This is a genomic window from Streptomyces sp. NBC_00691 (genome assembly GCF_036226665.1).
Taxonomy (GTDB): domain Bacteria; phylum Actinomycetota; class Actinomycetes; order Streptomycetales; family Streptomycetaceae; genus Streptomyces.
Map to the genome: position 1 here is coordinate 5,868,461 of NZ_CP109007.1, position 19,040 is coordinate 5,887,500.

16 protein-coding genes and 1 rRNA gene (1 of these 17 cut by a window edge) are annotated in these 19,040 nt (G+C 69.8%); 13 read left to right on the forward strand and 4 right to left on the reverse strand.

Features of this window, described 5'->3' with window-relative positions; genetic code table 11:
• Window positions 1-26 precede the first annotated feature (26 nt).
• The 3 genes from mycP to OG392_RS26670 all read left to right on the forward strand — a co-directional run bounded on the left by mycP (window position 27) and on the right by OG392_RS26670 (window position 2,169).
• The gene (gene mycP / locus OG392_RS26660) at window positions 27-1,292 is read left to right on the forward strand and encodes a type VII secretion-associated serine protease mycosin (RefSeq protein WP_329287478.1); all 1,266 of its coding nucleotides are present in this window, start codon (window positions 27-29) and stop codon (window positions 1,290-1,292) included.
• Window positions 1,293-1,482: 190 nt separating this feature from the next.
• Window positions 1,483-1,833, forward strand: coding sequence for a WXG100 family type VII secretion target (locus tag OG392_RS26665; protein ID WP_329283654.1), 351 nt, complete (start codon window positions 1,483-1,485; stop codon window positions 1,831-1,833).
• Window positions 1,834-1,881: 48 nt separating this feature from the next.
• Window positions 1,882-2,169 (forward strand): WXG100 family type VII secretion target, encoded by a 288-nt coding sequence (locus tag OG392_RS26670; RefSeq protein ID WP_329283656.1) that lies wholly within the window; start codon window positions 1,882-1,884, stop codon window positions 2,167-2,169.
• A gap of 69 nt (window positions 2,170-2,238) precedes the next feature.
• Here OG392_RS26670 and OG392_RS26675 read toward each other — a convergent pair whose 3' ends face one another.
• Both OG392_RS26675 and eccCa read right to left on the reverse strand, forming a co-directional pair.
• Window positions 2,239-2,532, reverse strand: coding sequence for a DUF397 domain-containing protein (locus OG392_RS26675; RefSeq protein WP_329283659.1), 294 nt, complete (start codon window positions 2,530-2,532; stop codon window positions 2,239-2,241).
• Window positions 2,533-2,631: 99 nt separating this feature from the next.
• Window positions 2,632-6,600 carry a type VII secretion protein EccCa gene (eccCa, locus tag OG392_RS26680; RefSeq protein WP_329283661.1) on the reverse strand — a complete coding sequence of 1,323 codons (3,969 nt, stop codon included), beginning with the start codon at window positions 6,598-6,600 and terminating at the stop codon, window positions 2,632-2,634.
• A 183-nt stretch (window positions 6,601-6,783) separates the two neighbouring features.
• On the opposite strand from eccCa, the gene eccD reads away from it, so the two are divergent.
• The 6 genes from eccD to OG392_RS26710 all read left to right on the forward strand — a co-directional run bounded on the left by eccD (window position 6,784) and on the right by OG392_RS26710 (window position 13,853).
• Entirely contained in the window at window positions 6,784-8,262 is a 1,479-nt protein-coding gene (gene eccD, locus OG392_RS26685) for a type VII secretion integral membrane protein EccD (RefSeq protein WP_329283663.1), read from the forward strand.
• 181 nt (window positions 8,263-8,443) lie between these two features.
• Window positions 8,444-8,734, forward strand: coding sequence for a 30S ribosomal protein S15 (rpsO, locus tag OG392_RS26690; protein ID WP_231071434.1), 291 nt, complete (start codon window positions 8,444-8,446; stop codon window positions 8,732-8,734).
• Window positions 8,735-9,017: 283 nt separating this feature from the next.
• Window positions 9,018-11,240, forward strand: coding sequence for a polyribonucleotide nucleotidyltransferase (locus OG392_RS26695; RefSeq protein WP_329283665.1), 2,223 nt, complete (start codon window positions 9,018-9,020; stop codon window positions 11,238-11,240).
• Window positions 11,237-12,616, forward strand: a complete 1,380-nt coding sequence (locus OG392_RS26700) for a M16 family metallopeptidase (protein ID WP_329283668.1) — start codon at window positions 11,237-11,239, stop codon at window positions 12,614-12,616. Before OG392_RS26695 ends, OG392_RS26700 begins: the two co-directional genes overlap by 4 nt.
• A gap of 26 nt (window positions 12,617-12,642) precedes the next feature.
• Window positions 12,643-13,395: a 4-hydroxy-tetrahydrodipicolinate reductase gene (gene dapB, locus OG392_RS26705; protein WP_329283670.1), complete on the forward strand. Its 753-nt coding sequence runs from the start codon at window positions 12,643-12,645 to the stop codon at window positions 13,393-13,395.
• Between the two features lie 5 nt (window positions 13,396-13,400).
• Entirely contained in the window at window positions 13,401-13,853 is a 453-nt protein-coding gene (locus OG392_RS26710; RefSeq protein ID WP_329283672.1) for a tetratricopeptide repeat protein, read from the forward strand.
• Here OG392_RS26710 and OG392_RS26715 read toward each other — a convergent pair.
• Both OG392_RS26715 and OG392_RS26720 read right to left on the reverse strand, forming a co-directional pair.
• Window positions 13,843-14,403 carry a hypothetical protein gene (locus OG392_RS26715; protein WP_329283673.1) on the reverse strand — a complete coding sequence of 187 codons (561 nt, stop codon included), beginning with the start codon at window positions 14,401-14,403 and terminating at the stop codon, window positions 13,843-13,845. The two genes, OG392_RS26710 and OG392_RS26715, sit on opposite strands and share 11 nt — an antisense overlap.
• 54 nt (window positions 14,404-14,457) lie before the next feature.
• On the reverse strand, window positions 14,458-14,697 hold the full coding sequence (locus tag OG392_RS26720; protein WP_329283674.1) for a hypothetical protein: 240 nt from the start codon (window positions 14,695-14,697) through the stop codon (window positions 14,458-14,460).
• Window positions 14,698-14,852: 155 nt separating this feature from the next.
• Here OG392_RS26720 and thyX point away from each other — a divergent pair, with 155 nt between their 5' ends.
• From thyX to OG392_RS26740, 4 genes are all read left to right on the forward strand, one after another.
• The gene (gene thyX, locus OG392_RS26725; RefSeq protein ID WP_329283675.1) at window positions 14,853-15,593 is read left to right on the forward strand and encodes an FAD-dependent thymidylate synthase; all 741 of its coding nucleotides are present in this window, start codon (window positions 14,853-14,855) and stop codon (window positions 15,591-15,593) included.
• Window positions 15,594-15,770: 177 nt separating this feature from the next.
• Window positions 15,771-16,670, forward strand: coding sequence for a 4-hydroxy-tetrahydrodipicolinate synthase (gene dapA / locus OG392_RS26730; RefSeq protein WP_329283676.1), 900 nt, complete (start codon window positions 15,771-15,773; stop codon window positions 16,668-16,670).
• Window positions 16,671-16,769: 99 nt separating this feature from the next.
• The gene (locus tag OG392_RS26735; RefSeq protein WP_329283678.1) at window positions 16,770-18,455 is read left to right on the forward strand and encodes a ribonuclease J; all 1,686 of its coding nucleotides are present in this window, start codon (window positions 16,770-16,772) and stop codon (window positions 18,453-18,455) included.
• A gap of 530 nt (window positions 18,456-18,985) precedes the next feature.
• A 16S ribosomal RNA gene (locus OG392_RS26740) occupies window positions 18,986-19,040 on the forward strand (it continues 1,471 nt past the right edge of the window).

The following is a 19,040-nucleotide window of genomic DNA, read 5'->3' on the forward strand; positions in this document are numbered from 1 at the left end:
GCACGCCGTCCCCCACACCGTCCCGGATCTCGTCCCGCACGGCAGCGCTGCTGACGGCGGGCGCCCTCACCGCGCTGCTCGCGGCCCCCGGCGCGGCCTCGGCCGCGGCGGAGCCCCGTGACGCTCCCGGCGGCGGCCCGGTCCTCGACGGCAGCGGCGAGTGCACCTTCCCCATGAAGAAGCAGATCGCGGACATCCCCTGGCCGCTCCAGCGGGTCCTCCTCGACGAGCTGTGGCAGGACACCAAGGGCAAGGGCGTCCGGGTCGCGGTCATCGACACGGGCGTCGACGACGTCAACCCCCAGCTGCGGACGGCCGTCGACGTCAAGGCCGGCAAGGACTACCTCAAGCCCGACAAGGAGAACCCCGGCTTCGGCGACGAGCAGCGCGGCAAGACCGACGGCACCGTCGACCAGGTCGGCCACGGCACCAAGGTCGCCGGCATCATCGCCGCCCGCCCCCGCCAGGGCACGGGGTTCGTCGGGCTCGCGCCCGAGGCGACGATCATCCCGATCCGGCAGAACGACGAGAAGAACAGCGGCAAGTCCGACACGATGGCGCAGGCCATCAAGTGGGCCGTCGACAAGGGCGCCCACGTCATCAACATCTCGCAGGACACCACCCAGCCGCTCGGCCCCGACTCGCCGATGGCCAAGGCGGTCGCCGACGCGATCAGGAAGGACGTCGTCGTCGTCGCCTCCGCCGGCAACGACGGCATGGACGGCAGTTTCAAGAAGACCTACCCGGCCGCCTTCCCCGGCGTCCTCGCCGTCGCCTCCTCCGACCGGAACAACGAGCGCGCCGCCTTCTCCCAGGCCGGCGACTTCGTCGGGGTCGCCGCACCCGGCGTCGACGTCGTCTCCACGGTCCCCGGCGGCGGCCAGTGCGTCGACAACGGCACCAGCTTCTCCGCGCCGTACGTCGCCGGTGTCGCCGCCCTGCTCCGCGCCGAGCACAAGGACTGGAGCGCGGCCCAGATCGTCGCCCGGATCGAGCAGACGGCCGTCCGCTCGGTCGACGGACGCGACAACTACGTCGGTTGGGGTGTGGTCGACCCGGTGCGGGCGCTCGCCGACACCCCGGGGACGCCGCCCACGGCGCCCACGCCCGACCCGCGGCCGCCCAGGCCGGCGGCTCCCGAGCCGGCGGCCCTGTCGCTGTCGGAGACGCCCCAGGAGCGCTCCGAACGGCTCGCCACCTACACGTTGGGGATCGGTGTCGTCCTGGTGGCCGTGGTCGCCGGGACCGCCACCGTGATCCGCGACAGCCGACGTCGGAGGGGGGCTCGTTGACCGGCGTGTCGGTCAAGTATCCCGACCCTCCTTTGCAGTTGGAACTGCCGCCGTCAATGGCTAAAGTGACCGCTGGGCGCACGGCAGTGCGATCCCAGCACGGGGGCGGCATCAGAAGATTCCCGTCCGCATCACGACCGGATGGCCCGACGGCCCCGCCGTCGACGTCACCGAAGGAAGAAGGGGCAAGATGTCGAAAGACCTGAACGTAACCAGTGCCGAACAAGTCAAGCTCGCCGGCCGGATCCAGGACTTCTCCGACGAGCTGCAGTCCCGCATCACGTCCCTCAACAGCGTGGTGGACCGCGTTCAGGCGGGCTGGCAGGGTGCTGCGAGCAAGGAGTACGACCGGGTCCAGAACGACCTGAACCAGCGGCTGCGCAGCATGCGCCAGGAGCTCTCGAACCTCGAAGAGATGATGCGCATGAGCGCCGACGGGTTCTCGCGCGAGGAGGAGGACCGTCTGCGGTCCTTCCGCTCGATGGACACCGGCGGCGGTGCCGGCGGCGGCGGCAACCAGAGCGCCATTCTCGGCGTCTGAGCCACTCGACCAGTCCTCCGCGCCACTCTCACTCCAGGAGTCAACACCATGACCACTGCGGTCAATTACGACACCGTGACGCAGGCGGCGGCCGACACCCGCCTGACCTCCACCACCCTCACCCAGAAGCTCGACGACCTCATGGCCGAGGTCAACCGCGTCGCCAACAACTGGGAGGGTGAGGCCAAGATCGCGTACCGCGAGACCCAGGACCGCCTGACCCGCGACATGGCCGGCATGAACCAGGACCTGGCGCGCATCGCCCAGCTCCTCGACGAGTCGGTCATCGGCTACCAGGACACCGACCGGGGCAACGCCGCCCGGTTCCGCATGTGACATCCCGCGGACGTACATGAGGGGGTGGCCCGTCTCCGGACGGGCCACCCCCTCACGCGTGTCCGGGAGCTACCGCAGGTCGAACTCGCCGTCCCTGGCCCCGAGGACGAACGCGTCCCACTCGGCCTTCGTGTACCGGAGCACCGTGTCCTTGTCGAGGGACGAACGCATCGCCACCGCCCCCTCGGGCAGCCGGGCGATCTCCACGCGCTCCTCGTCCGGGCTCGTCCCGGGAGCGCCCTCCCACACGACGCCGGAGATGTCGAGCGCGTACAGCTCGTCCTTCTGACGCTGCTTCTCGGCGGCCAGAGCGGCGTCCGCGGCGCCGTCGGCCCCGGTCGTCCTCGTGTCTGCGTCGGTCATCGGCGCGTTCCCTTCGCGGTGGTACGGCGGTCCCTCCCACAGTAGTGGGACCGCCGTACCCGGTCGGCGGGAATGCCCCCGCCCGTCCGGCCCGCTCCGTCAGTGCTGTTCCGGCAGCCAGCCCAGCTGCACCAGCGGCGCGCCCCGCTTCCGCGACACGAACGTGCCCCGGCCCGGAGGCATCGGCCGCGCCCGGACGTTGCCGAGGATGTCGCCCTCCTGCGGATCGCCGGAGAGGATCACGCCCTGCGCGCCCAGCTCCTTCACGCGCTGCATGAACGGCTCGTACATCGCCCGGGAGGCGCCACCGGCGCTGCGCGCCACGATGAACCGGATGCCGACGTCCCGCGCGAACGGCAGGTTCTCCACCAGGGCCGCCAGCGGGTTCCCCGAGTTGGTCGCCACCAGCTCGAAGTCGTCGACCAGCACGTACAGTTGCGGACCCGTCCACCAGCTGCGGTCGCGCAGCTGCTGCGGTGTGATGTCGGGCTTGGGCGCCCGCTTCGTCATCACCGTGTTGATCGCCTCCATGTGCATCTGCATGGCGGAGGCCATCGGCGCGTACTCCAGGAGGTGCGAGGGCGCGACCGCCTCCAGCATCGTCCGGCGGTAGTCGCCCACCACGATCCGCGCCTGCTCCGGCGTGTAGCGCTCGCACAGCTGCTTGGCGATGAGCCGCAGCAGCGCCGTCTTGCCGGACTCGCTCTCGCCGAAGATCAGGAAGAACGGGTCGGACTCGAAGTCGACGAACACCGGCTCCAGGTTCGTCTCGTCGATGCCGATCGCGATGCCGTGCTGCGGGTACTCGAAGCCCTTCGGCAGCCGCTCCGCGGGCAGCTTGCGCGGCAGCAGCCGAACCGCCGGCGCCGGAGCCCCGGTCCAGGACGCCTGTACCGACCGTACGAAGGCAGCCGTGCCGTCCGACAGGTCGGCGCCCGAGCTCGATCCGTCGATCCGCGGCAGCGCGCCCATGAAGTGCAGCTTCTCGGGCACCTGGCCGCGGCCCGGGACACCGGGCGGCACGTTCGCCGCGACCTTGCGGTCGAACTCGGAGTCCATGACGTCACCGAGCCGCAGTTCGAGCCGGCCCAGCATCTGGTCCTTCAGCGCCGCGCGCACCTCCATGTACCGGGAGGCGGTGATCACCACGTGGATGCCGTAGCCGAGACCGCGCGCGGCGATGTCGGAGACGATCGGCTCCAGCACGTCGTAGTCGTTGCGGAAACCGCCCCAGCCGTCCACTACCAGGAAGACGTCGCCCCAGGCCTCGCCGGGCAGCTCGCCCGCGGCCCGCTTGCGCCGGTAGGTCGCGATCGAGTCGATGGAGTGCGAGCGGAAGAACTCCTCGCGCCGGTTCAGGACGCCCATCACCTCGGCGACCGTACGCCGCACCCGCTCCGGGTCCAGGCGCGACGCCACTCCGCCGACGTGCGGCAGGTCGGCGAGCGACACCATGCCGCCGCCACCGAAGTCCAGGCAGTAGAACTGCACCTCGGCCGGGGTGTGGGTGAGCGCGAACGAGGAGATGAGCGTGCGCATGATCGTCGACTTGCCGGACTGCGGACCACCCACCACCATCATGTGGCCCGCCGCACCGGAGAAGTCCCGGTACAGCACCTCGCGGCGCTGCTCGAACGGCTTGTCGATGAGGCCGAGCGGCACCGTGAGCCCGCCCTGACGCGTGTACTCGGTCGCCGTCAGCCCCCGGTCCGCGGTCTGCGCGAGCCCCGGGAGCAGCTGGTCGAGCGACGGCGCCTGGTCGAGCGGCGGCAGCCACACCTGGTGAGCGGGCACGCCCTGGCCCTCCAGCCGGCGCACGATCACGTCGAGGACGGTGTCCGCGAGCGCGTCGTCCTCCTCCGCCCGCTGCTGCGCGAGGTACGCCGGGTCCGGGGCCGCGTACACGACGGGCACCGGCGCCGCGGTGAACAGCGCGGGACGCCGCTCCACCGGCATGTGCCCGATCTCCAGCCGCGGCCCGCCCGTCCGGTAGGTGCCCGAGACGTACGCCGCCTTGAAGCGGGTCATCTCGTCCGTGCCGAACTTCAGATAGCCCGAACCCGGCACCGAGGGCAGGTGGTACGCGTCCGGCACACCGATCGCCGTACGCGACTCCGCCGCCGAGAAGGTCCGCAGACCGATCCGGTACGAGAGGTACGTGTCCAGGCCGCGCAGCTTGCCCTCCTCCAGGCGCTGCGAGGCGAGCAGCAGATGCACACCCAGGGAGCGGCCGATCCGGCCGATCTGGATGAACATGTCGATGAAGTCCGGCTTGGCGGTGAGGAGTTCGGAGAACTCGTCGATCACGAGCACCAGCGAGGCGAGCGGTTCCAGCGGGGCGCCCGCCGCGCGCGCCTTCTCGTAGTCGTGGATGTTGGCGTAGTTGCCGGCCGACCGCAGCAGCTCCTGCCGTCGCTGCAGCTCACCACGGATCGCGTCACCCATGCGGTCCACGAGCGTCAGGTCGTCCGACAGGTTGGTGATGACCGCCGCCACGTGCGGCATCTGCGACATGCCCGCGAAGGTCGCACCGCCCTTGAAGTCCGCGAGGACGAAGTTCAGCGTCTCCGAGGAGTGCGTCACCGCGAGACCGAGCACCAGCGTCCGCAGCAGCTCCGACTTTCCGGAACCCGTGGCGCCCACGCACAGACCGTGCGGGCCCATGCCCTCCTGCGCGGCCTCCTTGAGGTCGAGCATGACCGGCTGGCCGTCCTCGCCGACACCGATCGGCACCCGGAGGCGCTCGGCCACCGAACGGGGCCGCCAGGTCCGCGCCACGTCCACCGACGCCGCGTCGCCCAGGTTCAGCAGATCCGTGAAGTCCAGATTGGCGAGCAGCGGCTCGTCGTCGTCCCCGCCGCCCATCTTCAGCGGGGCCAGCTGACGGGCCAGCGCCTCCGCGGCCGGCAGCGAAATACCGTCCGGCAGACCCTCGTACGCGAAACCCCCACCCGACTCCAGCCGCAGCCGGCCCGGCCGTACGACCACCGAGAGGCCACCGCGCGGCTCGTCGAGGTCACCGGAGACGACCTCCACGATCGTCACGCCCTGCAGGCCCTCGGCCGCCGCGAGCAGCGAGTCCGGCGGCACCAGACCACCGCGGGTGGAGTCGGAGTCCAGGACCACGACCACGTGCGGCTGGTCGAGCACCGGCTGGTTCTCCCGGGAGAACCGCGGCCGGCCGTCCAGCTTCGAGCGGACCAACTGCTCCAGCTCAGCGAGGTCGTCGCCGAACAGACGCTTCGTACCCGCCCCGTCGACCTGCCCCGGCACCTGTGTGTGCGGAAGCCACTTCGTCCAGTCCCAGCGCTCCTGCGCCGGACGGGCGGCGACCACCGCGAGCATCAGGTCCTCGGGGGAGTGCAGGGTCACCAGCTGCGTCACCAGCGCCCGCGCCGCCGCCTGCGCCGACTCCGGCTCACCGGAGACCGTCACGTGGTAGAACGCCCGCATCGAGACGGCCATCGGCAGCCCGTCCAGCGTGCCGTGCACCGCGAGGAACTGCTGCATCGCACCCGCGCACAGCGGCTCCAGCTCGTCCACCGGAGCCGTGTCCGGCGCCACGAGCGGCGTCGCCAACTGCTGCGCCCCGAGCCCTATCCGCGCCTGCCCGAAGTCGTGGTCGCCGACCCGGCGTTCCCACACCCGGGAGCCCTCGGCCACGACCGACCACAACTGCTCCGGCGACGGGTGCAGATACAACTGCGCGTCCCGCTGCTTGTGGGCCGTGCGCCGGACCGTACGCCGGGTCTGCGCGAGGTATTTGAGGTAGTCGCGGCGGACATCGGACATTTGCCCCTGCGTACCGCGACGGAATCTCACGAACTGGGCGACGGCCATCGCGACCGTCGAGGCGAGCATCAGCGTGCCCATGATCCGCATGATCGGCGACGGCGTCATGAAGAAGAACACCACCGAGGAACCCATGCCGAGCATCGGCAGGAGCTGCATCAACGCCGACTCCTGCTGTCCCCGCGGGAGTTCCGGCGGAGACTCCAGGACCAGTTCCCCACCGGGCACTTCCGGCGGAAGAGACCTCGGCGGGCGTTTGACGACGATCTGGCTCACCGGCGCATCAATCCCTCGTTGGAGGCGGGCTCGTGGCGGGAGCATCCGCCCGGCACCCCTGTCGGCAGCCGGGCACACGGACTTCCCCCATGGGACGGCGATCCTACTTGCAGCCCTCACCCGCCGTCCCCGGTAGGGTGGCGCGCGCATCGTGCGCAACCGCGAATCAGGGGGTCCAGACACGTGAGTACGACCGCAGCGACCGGTTTCTGCCGCGTCACCGTCGTGGCGCCGGACAGTCGCATCGACGTCGCGCTCCCCGAGGACATCGCCGTCGCCGACGTCTACCCGGAGATCCTGCGCCTCACCGGACAGACACAGCCCGCCGGGACGCCCACGGGCTACCACCTGGTCCGCCGGGACGGATCCGTCCTCGACGGGGCCCGCACCCTCGCGGCCCAGCAGGTCCTCGACGGCGAGGTGCTCTCCCTGCGCCCGTTCGCCCAGTCCCTGCCGCCGGCCGTCTACGACGACGTGTCCGACGCCGTCGCCTCCGCCGTCACCCGTGACCGGCACCTGTGGAGCGACGAGCTGCTGCGCGGCGCCGGACTCCTCGGCGGAGTGCTGCTCCTCGTCCTGATGGGCTTCGTGCTCTGGTTCGCCGACCCGGTCCGGCACGACATGCACAGCCTGCCCGGGATCATCGCGGGCGCCGCCGGATTCCTCCTCACCGCCTTCGCGGGAGTACGCGCCCGCGTGTACGGCGACCGGGCCACCGCCGTCGCCCTCGGCCTGGGCGCGCTGCCGCTGCTGCTCATCGCCGGCTCCGGCATCGTCGGCCCCGACGCCGGCCAGGGACCCGGCCGCCTCCAGTTCCTGCTGGGCTGCGTCACCGTCCTGGTCGCCTCGGTCGCGCTCGTCGCGCTCACCCCCAGCGGCGACGCACCCTTCGTCGCCGCCACCTTCCTCGCCACCGTCGGCACCCTCGCGACCTTCGCGGCGATCCTCACCGAGTCCACCGCCACCGAGACGGCCGCCGCCTGCGCCCCCGTCGCCATCGGCCTCGTCGCCTTCCTTCCTGGTCTCTCCGCCCGCTTCGCCCGGCTCCCCATCGGCTACGCCGCCCCCCGCAGCGCCGCCGACGACGAGTTCCACGGCGACCCGCAGCAGCCGTCCGGCGACGACCACCAGCCCGTCGACGGCGAGCGCATCGCGCTCCAGGCCCGCCGCGGCCACGAGATGCTCCTCGGCCTCGTCGGCGGCTGCGCCGCGGTCGTCGTCGGCTCCGCCGCGGTCCTCGGCTTCGCCGGAAACGTCTGGGGCCAGCTCCTCGCCCTCGCCGCCGGCCTGGCGATGCTGCTGCGCGCCCGCCTCTTCCGCTACACCTCGCAGGTCGTCTGCGTCCTGGTCGCCGGCATCGCCGCCATCGCGCTGCTCGTCCTCGGCCTCTCCCTGAACCCGCCGGCGGACCTGGTCAAGGACCTCCTCATGTACGGCGACCGGGGCGGCCTCGACATCCGTACGATCTGGCTCACCGCGTCCGTCGCCGCCGGAGCCGCGCTGATCACCGCGATCGGCCTGATCATCCCGAGGAAGGGCCTCTCCCCGTTCTGGGGCCGCCTCCTCGACCTCGCCGAGGGCTTCGTCCTGCTCTCCCTGGTCCCGCTCTGCCTCGCCGTCCTCGACGTCTTCTCCACCGTCCGGTCCTTGACCAGCAAGTAGAGGTCTGCTCCGGGGGCGCTCCGGCGAGCTGGTACGCTGTGTGACGGCCGTTTGTGTACGCGCTCCCGGAATCCTCTGGAAGCTGCGCCCATCGGACCTTCGCCCGTCGAGTCACGGAAGCTTCCCCTGAGATCAAGACCAGGGGCACTCACGGGCGCACGAATACCTAGAGGAGATCCGCGTGGCTCTCGACGCCGCTGTCAAGAAGCAGATCATGACCGAGTTCGGCACCAAGGAGGGCGACACCGGCTCCCCCGAGGTCCAGGTCGCCATGCTGTCCCGTCGCATCTCGGACCTGACCGAGCACCTCAAGCAGCACAAGCACGACCACCACTCCCGTCGTGGTCTGCTCATCCTGGTCGGCCAGCGCCGCCGCCTGCTGCAGTACCTGGCCAAGAAGGACATCGCGCGCTTCCGTACGCTCGTCGACCGGCTCGGCATCCGCCGCGGTGCGGCCGGCGGCGCCAAGTAAGTCGCCGTTGAGGGAGCGGTTCCCCCTTTCAGGGGGCCGCTCCCTTTGCTGTACGTGCACAAAGTGCGCATCGGCCCGTAGGCTGGTCGCACAACCCCCATAACGACGAGCGAGGAGCCGCCGGCTCGCCGCCGGTCCTCGGTAGTGGCCCCCGGAACGAATCCCCGGGTGCTTCGATCGAAGACCGGCCAGCACCCGAGGCGCGCTTCTCCGCCACCGTCGCACACCGTCCCCGGCCACACGGGCCCCGGACGCAAAGACGAACACGTAGGAGAAACCGCTAGTGGAGAACGAGACCCACTACGCCGAGGCCGTCATCGACAACGGCGCCTTCGGTACCCGCACCATCCGCTTCGAGACCGGCCGTCTGGCCAAGCAGGCCGCCGGCTCCGCCGTCGCCTACCTGGACGACGACACGATGGTCCTTTCGGCGACCACCGCCTCGAAGCGCCCCAAGGACCAGCTCGACTTCTTCCCCCTCACGGTGGACGTCGAGGAGCGGCAGTACGCGGCCGGCAAGATCCCCGGCTCCTTCTTCCGCCGGGAGGGCCGCCCCTCCGAGGACGCGATCCTCACCTGCCGCCTGATCGACCGCCCGCTGCGCCCCTCCTTCAAGAAGGGCCTGCGCAACGAGATCCAGATCGTCGAGACGATCATGGCGCTCAACCCCGACCACCTGTACGACGTGGTCGCGATCAACGCCGCCTCGGCGTCCACGATCCTGGCGGGCCTGCCCTTCTCCGGCCCCATCGGCGCCACCCGCGTCGCCCTGATCAAGGGCCAGTGGGTCGCCTTCCCGACGCACACCGAGCTCGAGGACGCCGTCTTCGACATGGTGGTCGCCGGTCGCGTCCTGGAGGACGGCGACGTCGCGATCATGATGGTCGAGGCCGAGGCCACCGAGAAGACGATCGAGCTCGTCAAGGGCGGCGCCGAGGCGCCGACCGAGGAGGTCGTCGCCGCCGGTCTCGAGGCCGCGAAGCCCTTCATCAAGACCCTCTGCAAGGCCCAGTCGGACCTCGCCGCCAAGGCCGCCAAGCCCACCGGCGAGTTCCCGGTCTTCCTGGACTACCAGGACGACGTCCTGGAGGCGCTCACCGCCGCCGTCAAGGGTGAGCTCTCCAAGGCGCTCACCATCGCCGGCAAGCAGGAGCGCGAGGCCGAGCTCGACCGCATCAAGGAGCTCGCCGCCGAGAAGCTCCTCCCGGCCTTCGAGGGCCGCGAGAAGGAGATCTCGGGCGCCTACCGCGCGCTGACCAAGAAGCTGGTCCGCGAGCGCGTCATCAAGGACAAGGTCCGCATCGACGGCCGTGGCCTCACGGACATCCGTACGCTCGCGGCCGAGGTCGAGGCCATCCCGCGCGTGCACGGCTCGGCGCTGTTCGAGCGTGGCGAGACCCAGATCCTGGGCGTCACCACCCTCAACATGCTCCGCATGGAGCAGCAGCTGGACACCCTCTCCCCGGTGACCCGCAAGCGCTACATGCACAACTACAACTTCCCGCCGTACTCCGTCGGTGAGACCGGCCGCGTGGGCTCGCCCAAGCGCCGCGAGATCGGCCACGGCGCCCTCGCCGAGCGCGCCATCGTGCCGGTCCTGCCGACCCGCGAGGAGTTCCCCTACGCGATCCGTCAGGTGTCCGAGGCCCTCGGCTCCAACGGCTCGACGTCGATGGGCTCGGTCTGCGCCTCCACCATGTCGCTGCTGAACGCCGGTGTGCCGCTCAAGGCCGCCGTCGCCGGTATCGCCATGGGTCTGATCTCCGAGGAGATCGACGGCCAGACGCACTACGTCGCCCTCACCGACATCCTCGGTGCGGAGGACGCCTTCGGCGACATGGACTTCAAGGTCGCCGGCACGAAGCAGTTCGTGACCGCGCTCCAGCTCGACACCAAGCTCGACGGCATCCCCGCCTCGGTCCTGGCCGCCGCGCTGAAGCAGGCCCGCGACGCGCGTCTGCACATCCTCGACGTGATGAACGAGGCGATCGACGTTCCGGACGAGATGTCCCCGAACGCGCCGCGCATCATCACCGTCAAGATCCCGGTGGACAAGATCGGTGAGGTCATCGGCCCCAAGGGCAAGATGATCAACCAGATCCAGGAGGACACCGGCGCCGAGATCACGATCGAGGACGACGGCACCATCTACATCGGTGCCCAGCAGGGCTCGCAGGCCGAGGCCGCCCGCGCCACGATCAACGGCATCGCCAACCCGACCATGCCTGAGGTCGGCGAGCGCTACCTGGGTACGGTCGTCAAGACCACCACCTTCGGTGCCTTCGTCTCCCTGCTCCCGGGCAAGGACGGCCTGCTGCACATCTCGCAGATCCGCAAGCTCGCCGGTGGCAAGCGCGTGGAGAACGTCGAGGACGTGCTCGCGATCGGCTCCAAGGTCCAGGTCGAGATCGCCGAGATCGACCAGCGCGGCAAGCTGTCCCTGATCCCCGTGATCGCGGACGACGAGAACGCCGCCGCCGACGACAAGGGCGACACCGACCAGTGACGTCCCGTAGTCCCCGCGCGACGGCCCGCCCCTCCTCGGAGGGGCGGGCCGTCGCCCGTACCCAAACGCTTCTCCCGGGCAGGGACGGCATCGGCACGGTCCGTCGCACGACCCTCCCCGGCGGCCTCCGGATCGTCACCGAGACCCTTCCGTCCGTGCGCTCCGCCACCTTCGGCATCTGGGCGCACGTCGGATCCCGCGACGAGACCCCGGCGCTCAACGGCGCCACCCACTACCTGGAGCACCTCCTCTTCAAGGGCACCCACAAGCGGTCCGCCCTCGACATCTCCGCCGCGATCGACGCGGTCGGCGGCGAGATGAACGCCTTCACGGCGAAGGAGTACACCTGCTACTACGCCCGGGTCCTCGACACCGACCTGCCGCTGGCGATCGACGTCGTCTGCGACATGCTCACGGGCTCGCTCATCCTCGACGAGGACGTGGACGCCGAGCGCGGCGTCATCCTCGAAGAGATCGCGATGACCGAGGACGACCCCGGTGACGTCGTGCACGAGCTCTTCGCGCAGACGATGTTCGGCGACACCCCGCTGGGCCGCCCGGTCCTCGGCACCGTCGACACCGTCAACGCGCTCAGCCGCGGCCAGATCGCCCGCTTCTACAAGAAGCACTACGACCCGACCCACCTGGTCGTGGCCGCGGCGGGCAACGTCGACCACGCCACGGTGGTACGCCAGGTCCGCCGGGCCTTCGAGAAGGCCGGCGCCCTCACCCGTACCGACGCCGCACCCGTCGCCCCGCGCGACGGCCTGCGCACCCTCCGGACGGCGGGCCGCGTCGAGCTCCTGAACCGCAAGACCGAGCAGGCCCACGTCGTCCTCGGCATGCCGGGTCTGGCCCGCACCGACGAGCGCCGCTGGGCCCTGGGCGTGCTGAACACCGCCCTCGGCGGCGGCATGTCCTCCCGCCTCTTCCAGGAGGTCCGTGAGAAGCGCGGTCTGGCCTACAGCGTGTACTCGTACACCTCGGGCTTCGCCGACTGCGGCCTCTTCGGGGTGTACGCGGGCTGCCGCCCGGGCCAGGTCCACGACGTCCTCAAGATCTGCCGCGACGAGCTCCACAAGGTGGCGTCCGACGGCCTCACGGACGACGAGATCGCCCGCGCCGTCGGCCAGCTCTCCGGTTCCACCGTGCTCGGCCTCGAGGACACCGGCGCGCTGATGAACCGCATCGGCAAGAGCGAGCTGTGCTGGGGCACCCAGATGTCGGTCGACGACATGCTGGACCGGATCGCCGCCGTCACCCCGGACGAGGTCCGGCAGGTCGCCCGCGATGTACTGGACCAGCGGCCCTCGCTCTCGGTGATCGGCCCGCTGAAGGACAAGCAGGCGGACCGCCTCCACCAAGCGGTCTCCTGACCCACGAGTCCCTTTAAGGAAGAGCAATGAGCAAGCTGCGCGTGGCGGTCCTCGGGGCCAAGGGCCGTATCGGCTCCGAGGCCGTGAGGGCCGTCGAGGCCGCCGAGGACATGGAACTGGTCGCGGCCCTCGGCCGTGGGGACGAGCTGACGTCGCTCACCGAGGCGGGCGCCCAGGTGGTCGTCGAGCTGACGACCCCGGCCTCGGTCATGGAGAACCTCGACTTCTGCGTGAGCCACGGCATCCACGCGGTCGTCGGCACCACCGGCTGGAACGAGGAGCGCCTCGCGCAGCTGCGGACCCGGCTCGCCGCCTCCCCGGAGACCGGCGTCCTCATCGCTCCGAACTTCTCCATCGGCGCGGTCCTCACCATGAAGTTCGCCCAGATCGCGGCCCCGTACTTCGAGTCCGTCGAGGTCGTCGAACTGCACCACCCGCACAAGGTGGACGCCCCCTCCGGCACCGCCGCCCGGACGGCCCAGCTGATCGCCTCGGCCCGCGCCCAGGCGGGTCTCGGCCCTCAGCCCGACGCGACCGAGACCGCCCTGGACGGCGCGCGCGGCGCGGACGTCGACGGCGTGCGGGTCCACTCGGTGCGCCTGGCGGGCCTTCTGGCCCACCAGGAGGTGCTGCTCGGCGGCGAGGGCGAGACCCTCACCGTCCGGCACGACTCGCTGCACCACTCCAGCTTCATGCCGGGCATCCTTCTGGGCGCCCGCCGTGTCATCAGCACTCCGGGCCTCACCTTCGGCCTGGAGAACTTCCTGGACCTGGGCTGACGGCGATGGGCGGAAAGATCACGTACGTCTTCCTCTCCACCGTGCTCGTACTCGTCTTCGGAGTGGTGGCGATGGAGGGCGTCCTGCTGCTCCTCACGGGCGAGCCGGCCGCCATGGGCATGGGCGCGGTGGCGTTCCTGCTGCCCGCGGTCGGCGGCTGGTTCCTCTGGAAGAACACCCGGTTCGCCCGTCAGGCGGGCCGCCTCGCCACCGAACTGGAGGCGGAGGGCGGCCTGCCCGTCGACGAGCTGAAGCGCACCGAGGGCGGCCGGATCGACCGCGACTCGGCCGACGAGGTCTTCGCCCGGCGCAAGGCCGAGACGGAGGACACGCCGGACGACTGGCGCTGCTGGTTCCGGCTCGCGGTCGCCTACCACGACGCCCGCGACACCCCGCGGGCCCGGAAGGCGATGCAGCGGGCCATCGCCCTCCACGAAGGGCGTCCGGTCAGCATGTAGCGGGCGGGGTGACGCCGTACTCGGCGTTCCAGGCCTCGACCGTGTCGGCCGCCCGGTCGAAGGCCTCGACACGGGAGAGGAAGTCGGCGTTGTGGTCGGTGAGCAGCATCAGCTCCTCACCGCCCCGCCGGCCGAGCACCAGGGCCTGGCCCTGGACCGTACGGGGGAGCCCCAGCCAGCGCACCGGCTGCTGGACGGTCCGTACGGAGGTCACCTTCGCCCAGGGCACGGTGACGGTCGTGAAGAAGGCCGCGCGGCGGATGCCGGCGCGGCTCACCCAGGTGCCCATGCGCAGCATCCGCAGGGCGGCCAGGATGACGAGTACGGCGGTGGCCAGGGTGGCGGCCCCACCGCTGAATCCCCCGGCCGCGGTGATGATCACCGCGGCCAGGAGGACGAACGAGGCCAGCAGCAGCGCGAGCGCCGCCGCCCCGACCCGCCAGGACCCCGGACGGTACGGACGACGCCACTGGTCGTGGTCGTCGAACGGCAGGGCGATGTGGTCGGTCGTGTCAAAAGCACGGTCGGCCGTCAGAAAGGGCAGGGGCACGACAGGTCCTCACTTACAGGCACGCTCGAAGGGGCGATGCCCGGTGAGGCTACCTCAGCGGTTGTCGGAGGCTTCGGACTGCTGCTGACGAGTGGCGGAGTCGCCCGCCTGAAGGGACGGCATCCCGAAGATCAACGAGCCCACGAGGCCGGCCACCACGGTCAGCCCCAGCAGGGTACGGCCCACGATCTGCGAGGCGCCGAGACGCTCCCGGGGCGGTGGAGTGACGTTACTGCGGAAGTGGTCGGCCTCCGCGACGAACGCGAACGGTACGGCCTCTCGCCGGCTGAACATCAGGGCCACTCTCCTCGGGTCGTCGTCATGCGTCACAGGTACAGACGACAGAACCGAGGTTTTGGTGCCCTATTTCACCAAAGCAGCCGAATCTCATCCTCCGGTAGGACGTCGTTAGAGTGGGCGACTGCAACAGCCGATTGGAAGGACCGCTGGTGAGCGACAGCCCCACCGAGAACGTCAAGATCGACTTCCGGAGCGACGTCACCGTCGACCTGGTCAAGAGCGCGGCGGCCGACTCCGACGTCCTCTGGGCGGCCCGGGTCTCCACGGCGGGCGAGCAGTCCCTCGAGGAGCTCCAGAAGGACCCGGAGCGCTCGAAGGGCCTCATCAACTACCTGATGCGCGATCGGCACGGCAGCCCGTTCGAGCACAACTCGATGACGTTCTTCATCAGCGCGCCGATCTTCGTGTTCCGCGAGTTCATGCGGCACCGCGTGGGCTGGTCGTACAACGAGGAATCGGGCCGCTACAGGGAGCTCCAGCCGGTCTTCTACGTCCCGGACACCTCCCGCAAGCTCGTCCAGGAGGGGCGCCCCGGCAAGTACGTCTTCGTCGACGGCACCCAGGAGCAGCACGACCTGGTCAGCCGCACGATGGAGGACTCGTACCGTCAGGCGTACGCCACCTACCAGGAGATGCTCGCCGCCGGCGTCGCCCGCGAGGTCGCCCGGTCGGTCCTTCCCGTCGGTCTCTTCTCCTCGATGTACGCCACCTGCAACGCGCGCTCGCTGATGCACTTCCTCGGTCTGCGCACCCAGCACGAGCTGGCCGCGGTCCCGTCCTTCCCGCAGCGGGAGATCGAGATGGTCGGCGAGAAGATGGAAGAGCACTGGGCACGGCTGATGCCACTGACCCACGCGGCCTTCAACAAGAACGGCCGTGTGGCCCCATAGGGCACAGATGTCCGAACCCTCGAGTGAAGTGTCCGTATTGCGACGTTTCACGAAGTTCATCTAGGCTGATCAAACGGACCCGGCGCTGCCTGAACCCCCGAGCAGGCAGCGCCGGGCTCCCTTTCTCCTGTCCCCCTCAGGGACACCCGGCGCTGAGCAGCGAGTAGCGTGTTACCCATGGCTCCGATCTCCACTCCGCAGACCCCCTTCGGGCGGGTCCTCACCGCCATGGTCACGCCCTTCACGGCGGACGGCGCACTCGACCTCGACGGTGCCCAGCGACTGGCCACCCATCTGGTGGACGCAGGCAACGACGGCCTCGTCGTCAACGGCACCACCGGCGAGTCCCCCACCACCAGCGACGCGGAGAAATCGGAGCTGGTACGAGCGGTACTGGACGCGGTCGGCGACCGCGCCCACGTCGTGGCCGGCGTCGGCACCAACGACACCCACCACTCCCTCGAGCTGGCCCGCACCGCCGAGCGCGACGGCGCGCACGGCCTGCTCGCCGTCACCCCGTACTACAACAAGCCCTCGCAAGAAGGCCTGTACCGGCACTTCTCGGCCATCGCCGACGCCACCGAGCTCCCGGTGATGCTCTACGACATCCCCGGCCGCAGCGGCGTCCCCATCGACACCGAGACGCTCGTCCGGCTCGCCGAGCACCCGCGCGTCGTCGCCAACAAGGACGCCAAGGGCGACCTCGGCCGCGCCAGCTGGGCCATCGCCCGCTCCGGCCTCGCCTGGTACTCCGGCGACGACATGCTCAACCTGCCCCTGCTCTCCGTCGGCGCCTGCGGCTTCGTCTCCGTCGTGGGCCACGTCGTCACCCCGGAGCTCCGCGCCCTGCTCGACGCCCACCTCGGCGGCGAGATCCAGAAGGCCACCGAGATCCACCAGAAGCTGCTCCCGGTCTACACCGGGATGTTCCGCACCCAGGGCGTCATGACCACCAAGGCCGCCCTCGCCCTCCAGGGCCTCCCGGCCGGCCCCCTGCGGCTGCCCCTCGTGGAGCTGTCTCCCCAGGAGACCGAGCAGCTCAAGATCGACCTGGCCGCCGGCGGGGTAGAGCTCTGACAACGGACTTCACAACTGAACACTGACAACAGCAAGTGCACGAATGTCATGCGCGCCACGTGCCAAGAGGTACGTGGCGTGCGTGGTGAGGAGAGTCTTTTGAGTCATCCGCATCCTGAACTCGGTGCCCCGCCGAAGCTGCCGAAGGGCGCCCTGCGCGTCATCCCGCTCGGCGGGCTCGGCGAAATCGGCCGGAACATGACGGTCTTCGAATTCGACGGCCGTCTGCTCATCGTCGACTGCGGCGTCCTCTTCCCCGAAGAGGAGCAGCCGGGCGTCGACCTGATCCTCCCGGACTTCACGATCATCCGGGACCGCCTCGACGACATCGAAGGCATCGTGCTCACGCACGGCCACGAGGACCACATCGGTGCCGTCCCCTACCTGCTCCGGCTCAAGCCGGACATCCCGCTGATCGGCTCCAAGCTGACCCTCGCGCTCATCGAGGCCAAGCTCCAGGAGCACCGCATCCGCCCCTATACCCTCGAGGTGAAGGAGGGCGACCGGGAGGTCCTGGGCTCGTTCGACTGCGAGTTCATCGCGGTCAACCACTCCATCCCGGACGCGCTCGCGGTCGCGATCCGCACCCCCGCGGGCATGGCCGTCGCCACCGGCGACTTCAAGATGGACCAGCTCCCGCTGGACGGCCGCCTCACCGACCTCCACGCCTTCGCGCGGCTGAGCGAGGAAGGCATCGACCTTCTTCTCTCGGACTCCACGAACGCCGAGGTCCCGGGCTTCGTCCCGCCGGAGAAGGACATCTCCAACGTCCTGCGCACGGTCTTCGCGAACGCCCAGAAGCGCATCATCGTGGCCAGCTTCGCCAGCCACGTGCACCGCATCCAGCAGATCCTCGACGCCGCCCACGAGTACGGCCGCAGGGTCGCCTTCGTCGGCCGCTCGATGGTCCGCAACATGGGCATCGCCCGTGACCTGGGCTACCTCCGGGTCCCGGCCGGTCTCGTCGTGGACGTGAAGACCCTCGACGACCTGCCGGACGACGAGGTCGTGCTGGTCTGCACGGGTTCCCAGGGCGAGCCGATGGCGGCCCTGTCCCGCATGGCCAACCGCGACCACCAGATCCGGATCGTCCCCGGCGACACCGTGATCCTTGCGTCGTCCCTGATCCCGGGCAACGAGAACGCGGTCTACCGCGTGATCAACGGCCTGACCCGCTGGGGCGCCCACGTCGTCCACAAGGGCAACGCCAAGGTCCACGTCTCGGGTCACGCCTCGGCCGGCGAGCTGCTGTACTTCTACAACATCTGCCGCCCGAAGAACCTCATGCCGGTCCACGGCGAATGGCGCCACCTCCGCGCCAACGCCGAGCTCGGCGCGATGACGGGTATCCCCAAGGACCACATCGTCATCGCCGAGGACGGCGTCGTCGTCGACCTGGTCGACGGCCGCGCCCGCATCACCGGCAAGGTCCAGGCGGGTTACGTGTACGTCGACGGCCTCTCGGTCGGCGACGTCACCGAGAGCTCCCTCAAGGACCGCCGGATCCTCGGCGAGGAGGGCATCATCTCGGTCTTCGTCGTGGTCGACTCCTCGACGGGCAAGATCGTGGGCGGCCCCCACGTCCACGCCCGTGGCTCGGGCATCGACGACTCCGCGTTCGACGCGGTGCTCCCGAAGATCGACCAGGCCCTGAACAAGTCGTTCCAGGACGGCGTCGTGGAACCCCACCAGCTCCAGCAGCTGATCCGCCGCAGCGTCGGCAAGTGGGTCTCCGACACCTACCGCCGGCGCCCGATGATCCTCCCGGTCGTCGTCGAGGTCTGACAGGTCCGACAGCCTGACCAGCGCAGCACCGGAGCGGGGCCCCTCGATTTGCATCGGGGCGCCCCGCTCCAGTACGTTTACGGCTCCGCCAGAACGGGAAGCCCGAGCGCCGACGTGCGCCCGAACGCTTCACCGGGAGGCAGGAAAACCGACTCAGATCTTCTGATAAAGTCGGAACCGCCGAAAGGCCCCCGAAGTGAAAACAAAAGGGACCGGAAAGCACCGAGGAAATCGGATCGAAAAGATCTGATAGAGTCGGAAACGCAAGACCGAAGGGAAGCCCGGAGGAAAGCCCGAGAGGGTGAGTACAAAGGAAGCATCCGTTCCTTGAGAACTCAACAGCGTGCCAAAAATCAACGCCAGATTAGTTGATACCCCGTCCATCTTCGGATGGCGAGGTTCCTTTGAAAGTCCTGCGGGCCCTTGTGGTTCTGCAGGCAACATACACAGCGAGGACGCTGTGGACAGTCGGCCTTATTCCGGCATGACTGTCCCGCTCAACGCGAGTGTCACCCGATTACGGGTAAACATTCACGGAGAGTTTGATCCTGGCTCAGGACGAACGCTGGCGGCGTGCTTAACACA

Excerpts from the sequence above, each read along its gene's own strand:
- dapB (WP_329283670.1), top strand. The coding sequence starts at position 12,643 with ATGAGCAAGCTGCGCGTGGCGGTCCTCGGGGCCAAGGGCCGTATCGGC.
- OG392_RS26670 (WP_329283656.1), top strand. The coding sequence starts at position 1,882 with ATGACCACTGCGGTCAATTACGACACCGTGACGCAGGCGGCGGCCGAC.
- dapA (WP_329283676.1), top strand. The coding sequence starts at position 15,771 with ATGGCTCCGATCTCCACTCCGCAGACCCCCTTCGGGCGGGTCCTCACC.
- OG392_RS26665 (WP_329283654.1), top strand. The coding sequence starts at position 1,483 with ATGTCGAAAGACCTGAACGTAACCAGTGCCGAACAAGTCAAGCTCGCC.
- OG392_RS26710 (WP_329283672.1), top strand. The coding sequence starts at position 13,401 with ATGGGCGGAAAGATCACGTACGTCTTCCTCTCCACCGTGCTCGTACTC.
- OG392_RS26720 (WP_329283674.1), bottom strand. The coding sequence starts at position 14,697 with ATGTTCAGCCGGCGAGAGGCCGTACCGTTCGCGTTCGTCGCGGAGGCC.
- OG392_RS26675 (WP_329283659.1), bottom strand. The coding sequence starts at position 2,532 with ATGACCGACGCAGACACGAGGACGACCGGGGCCGACGGCGCCGCGGAC.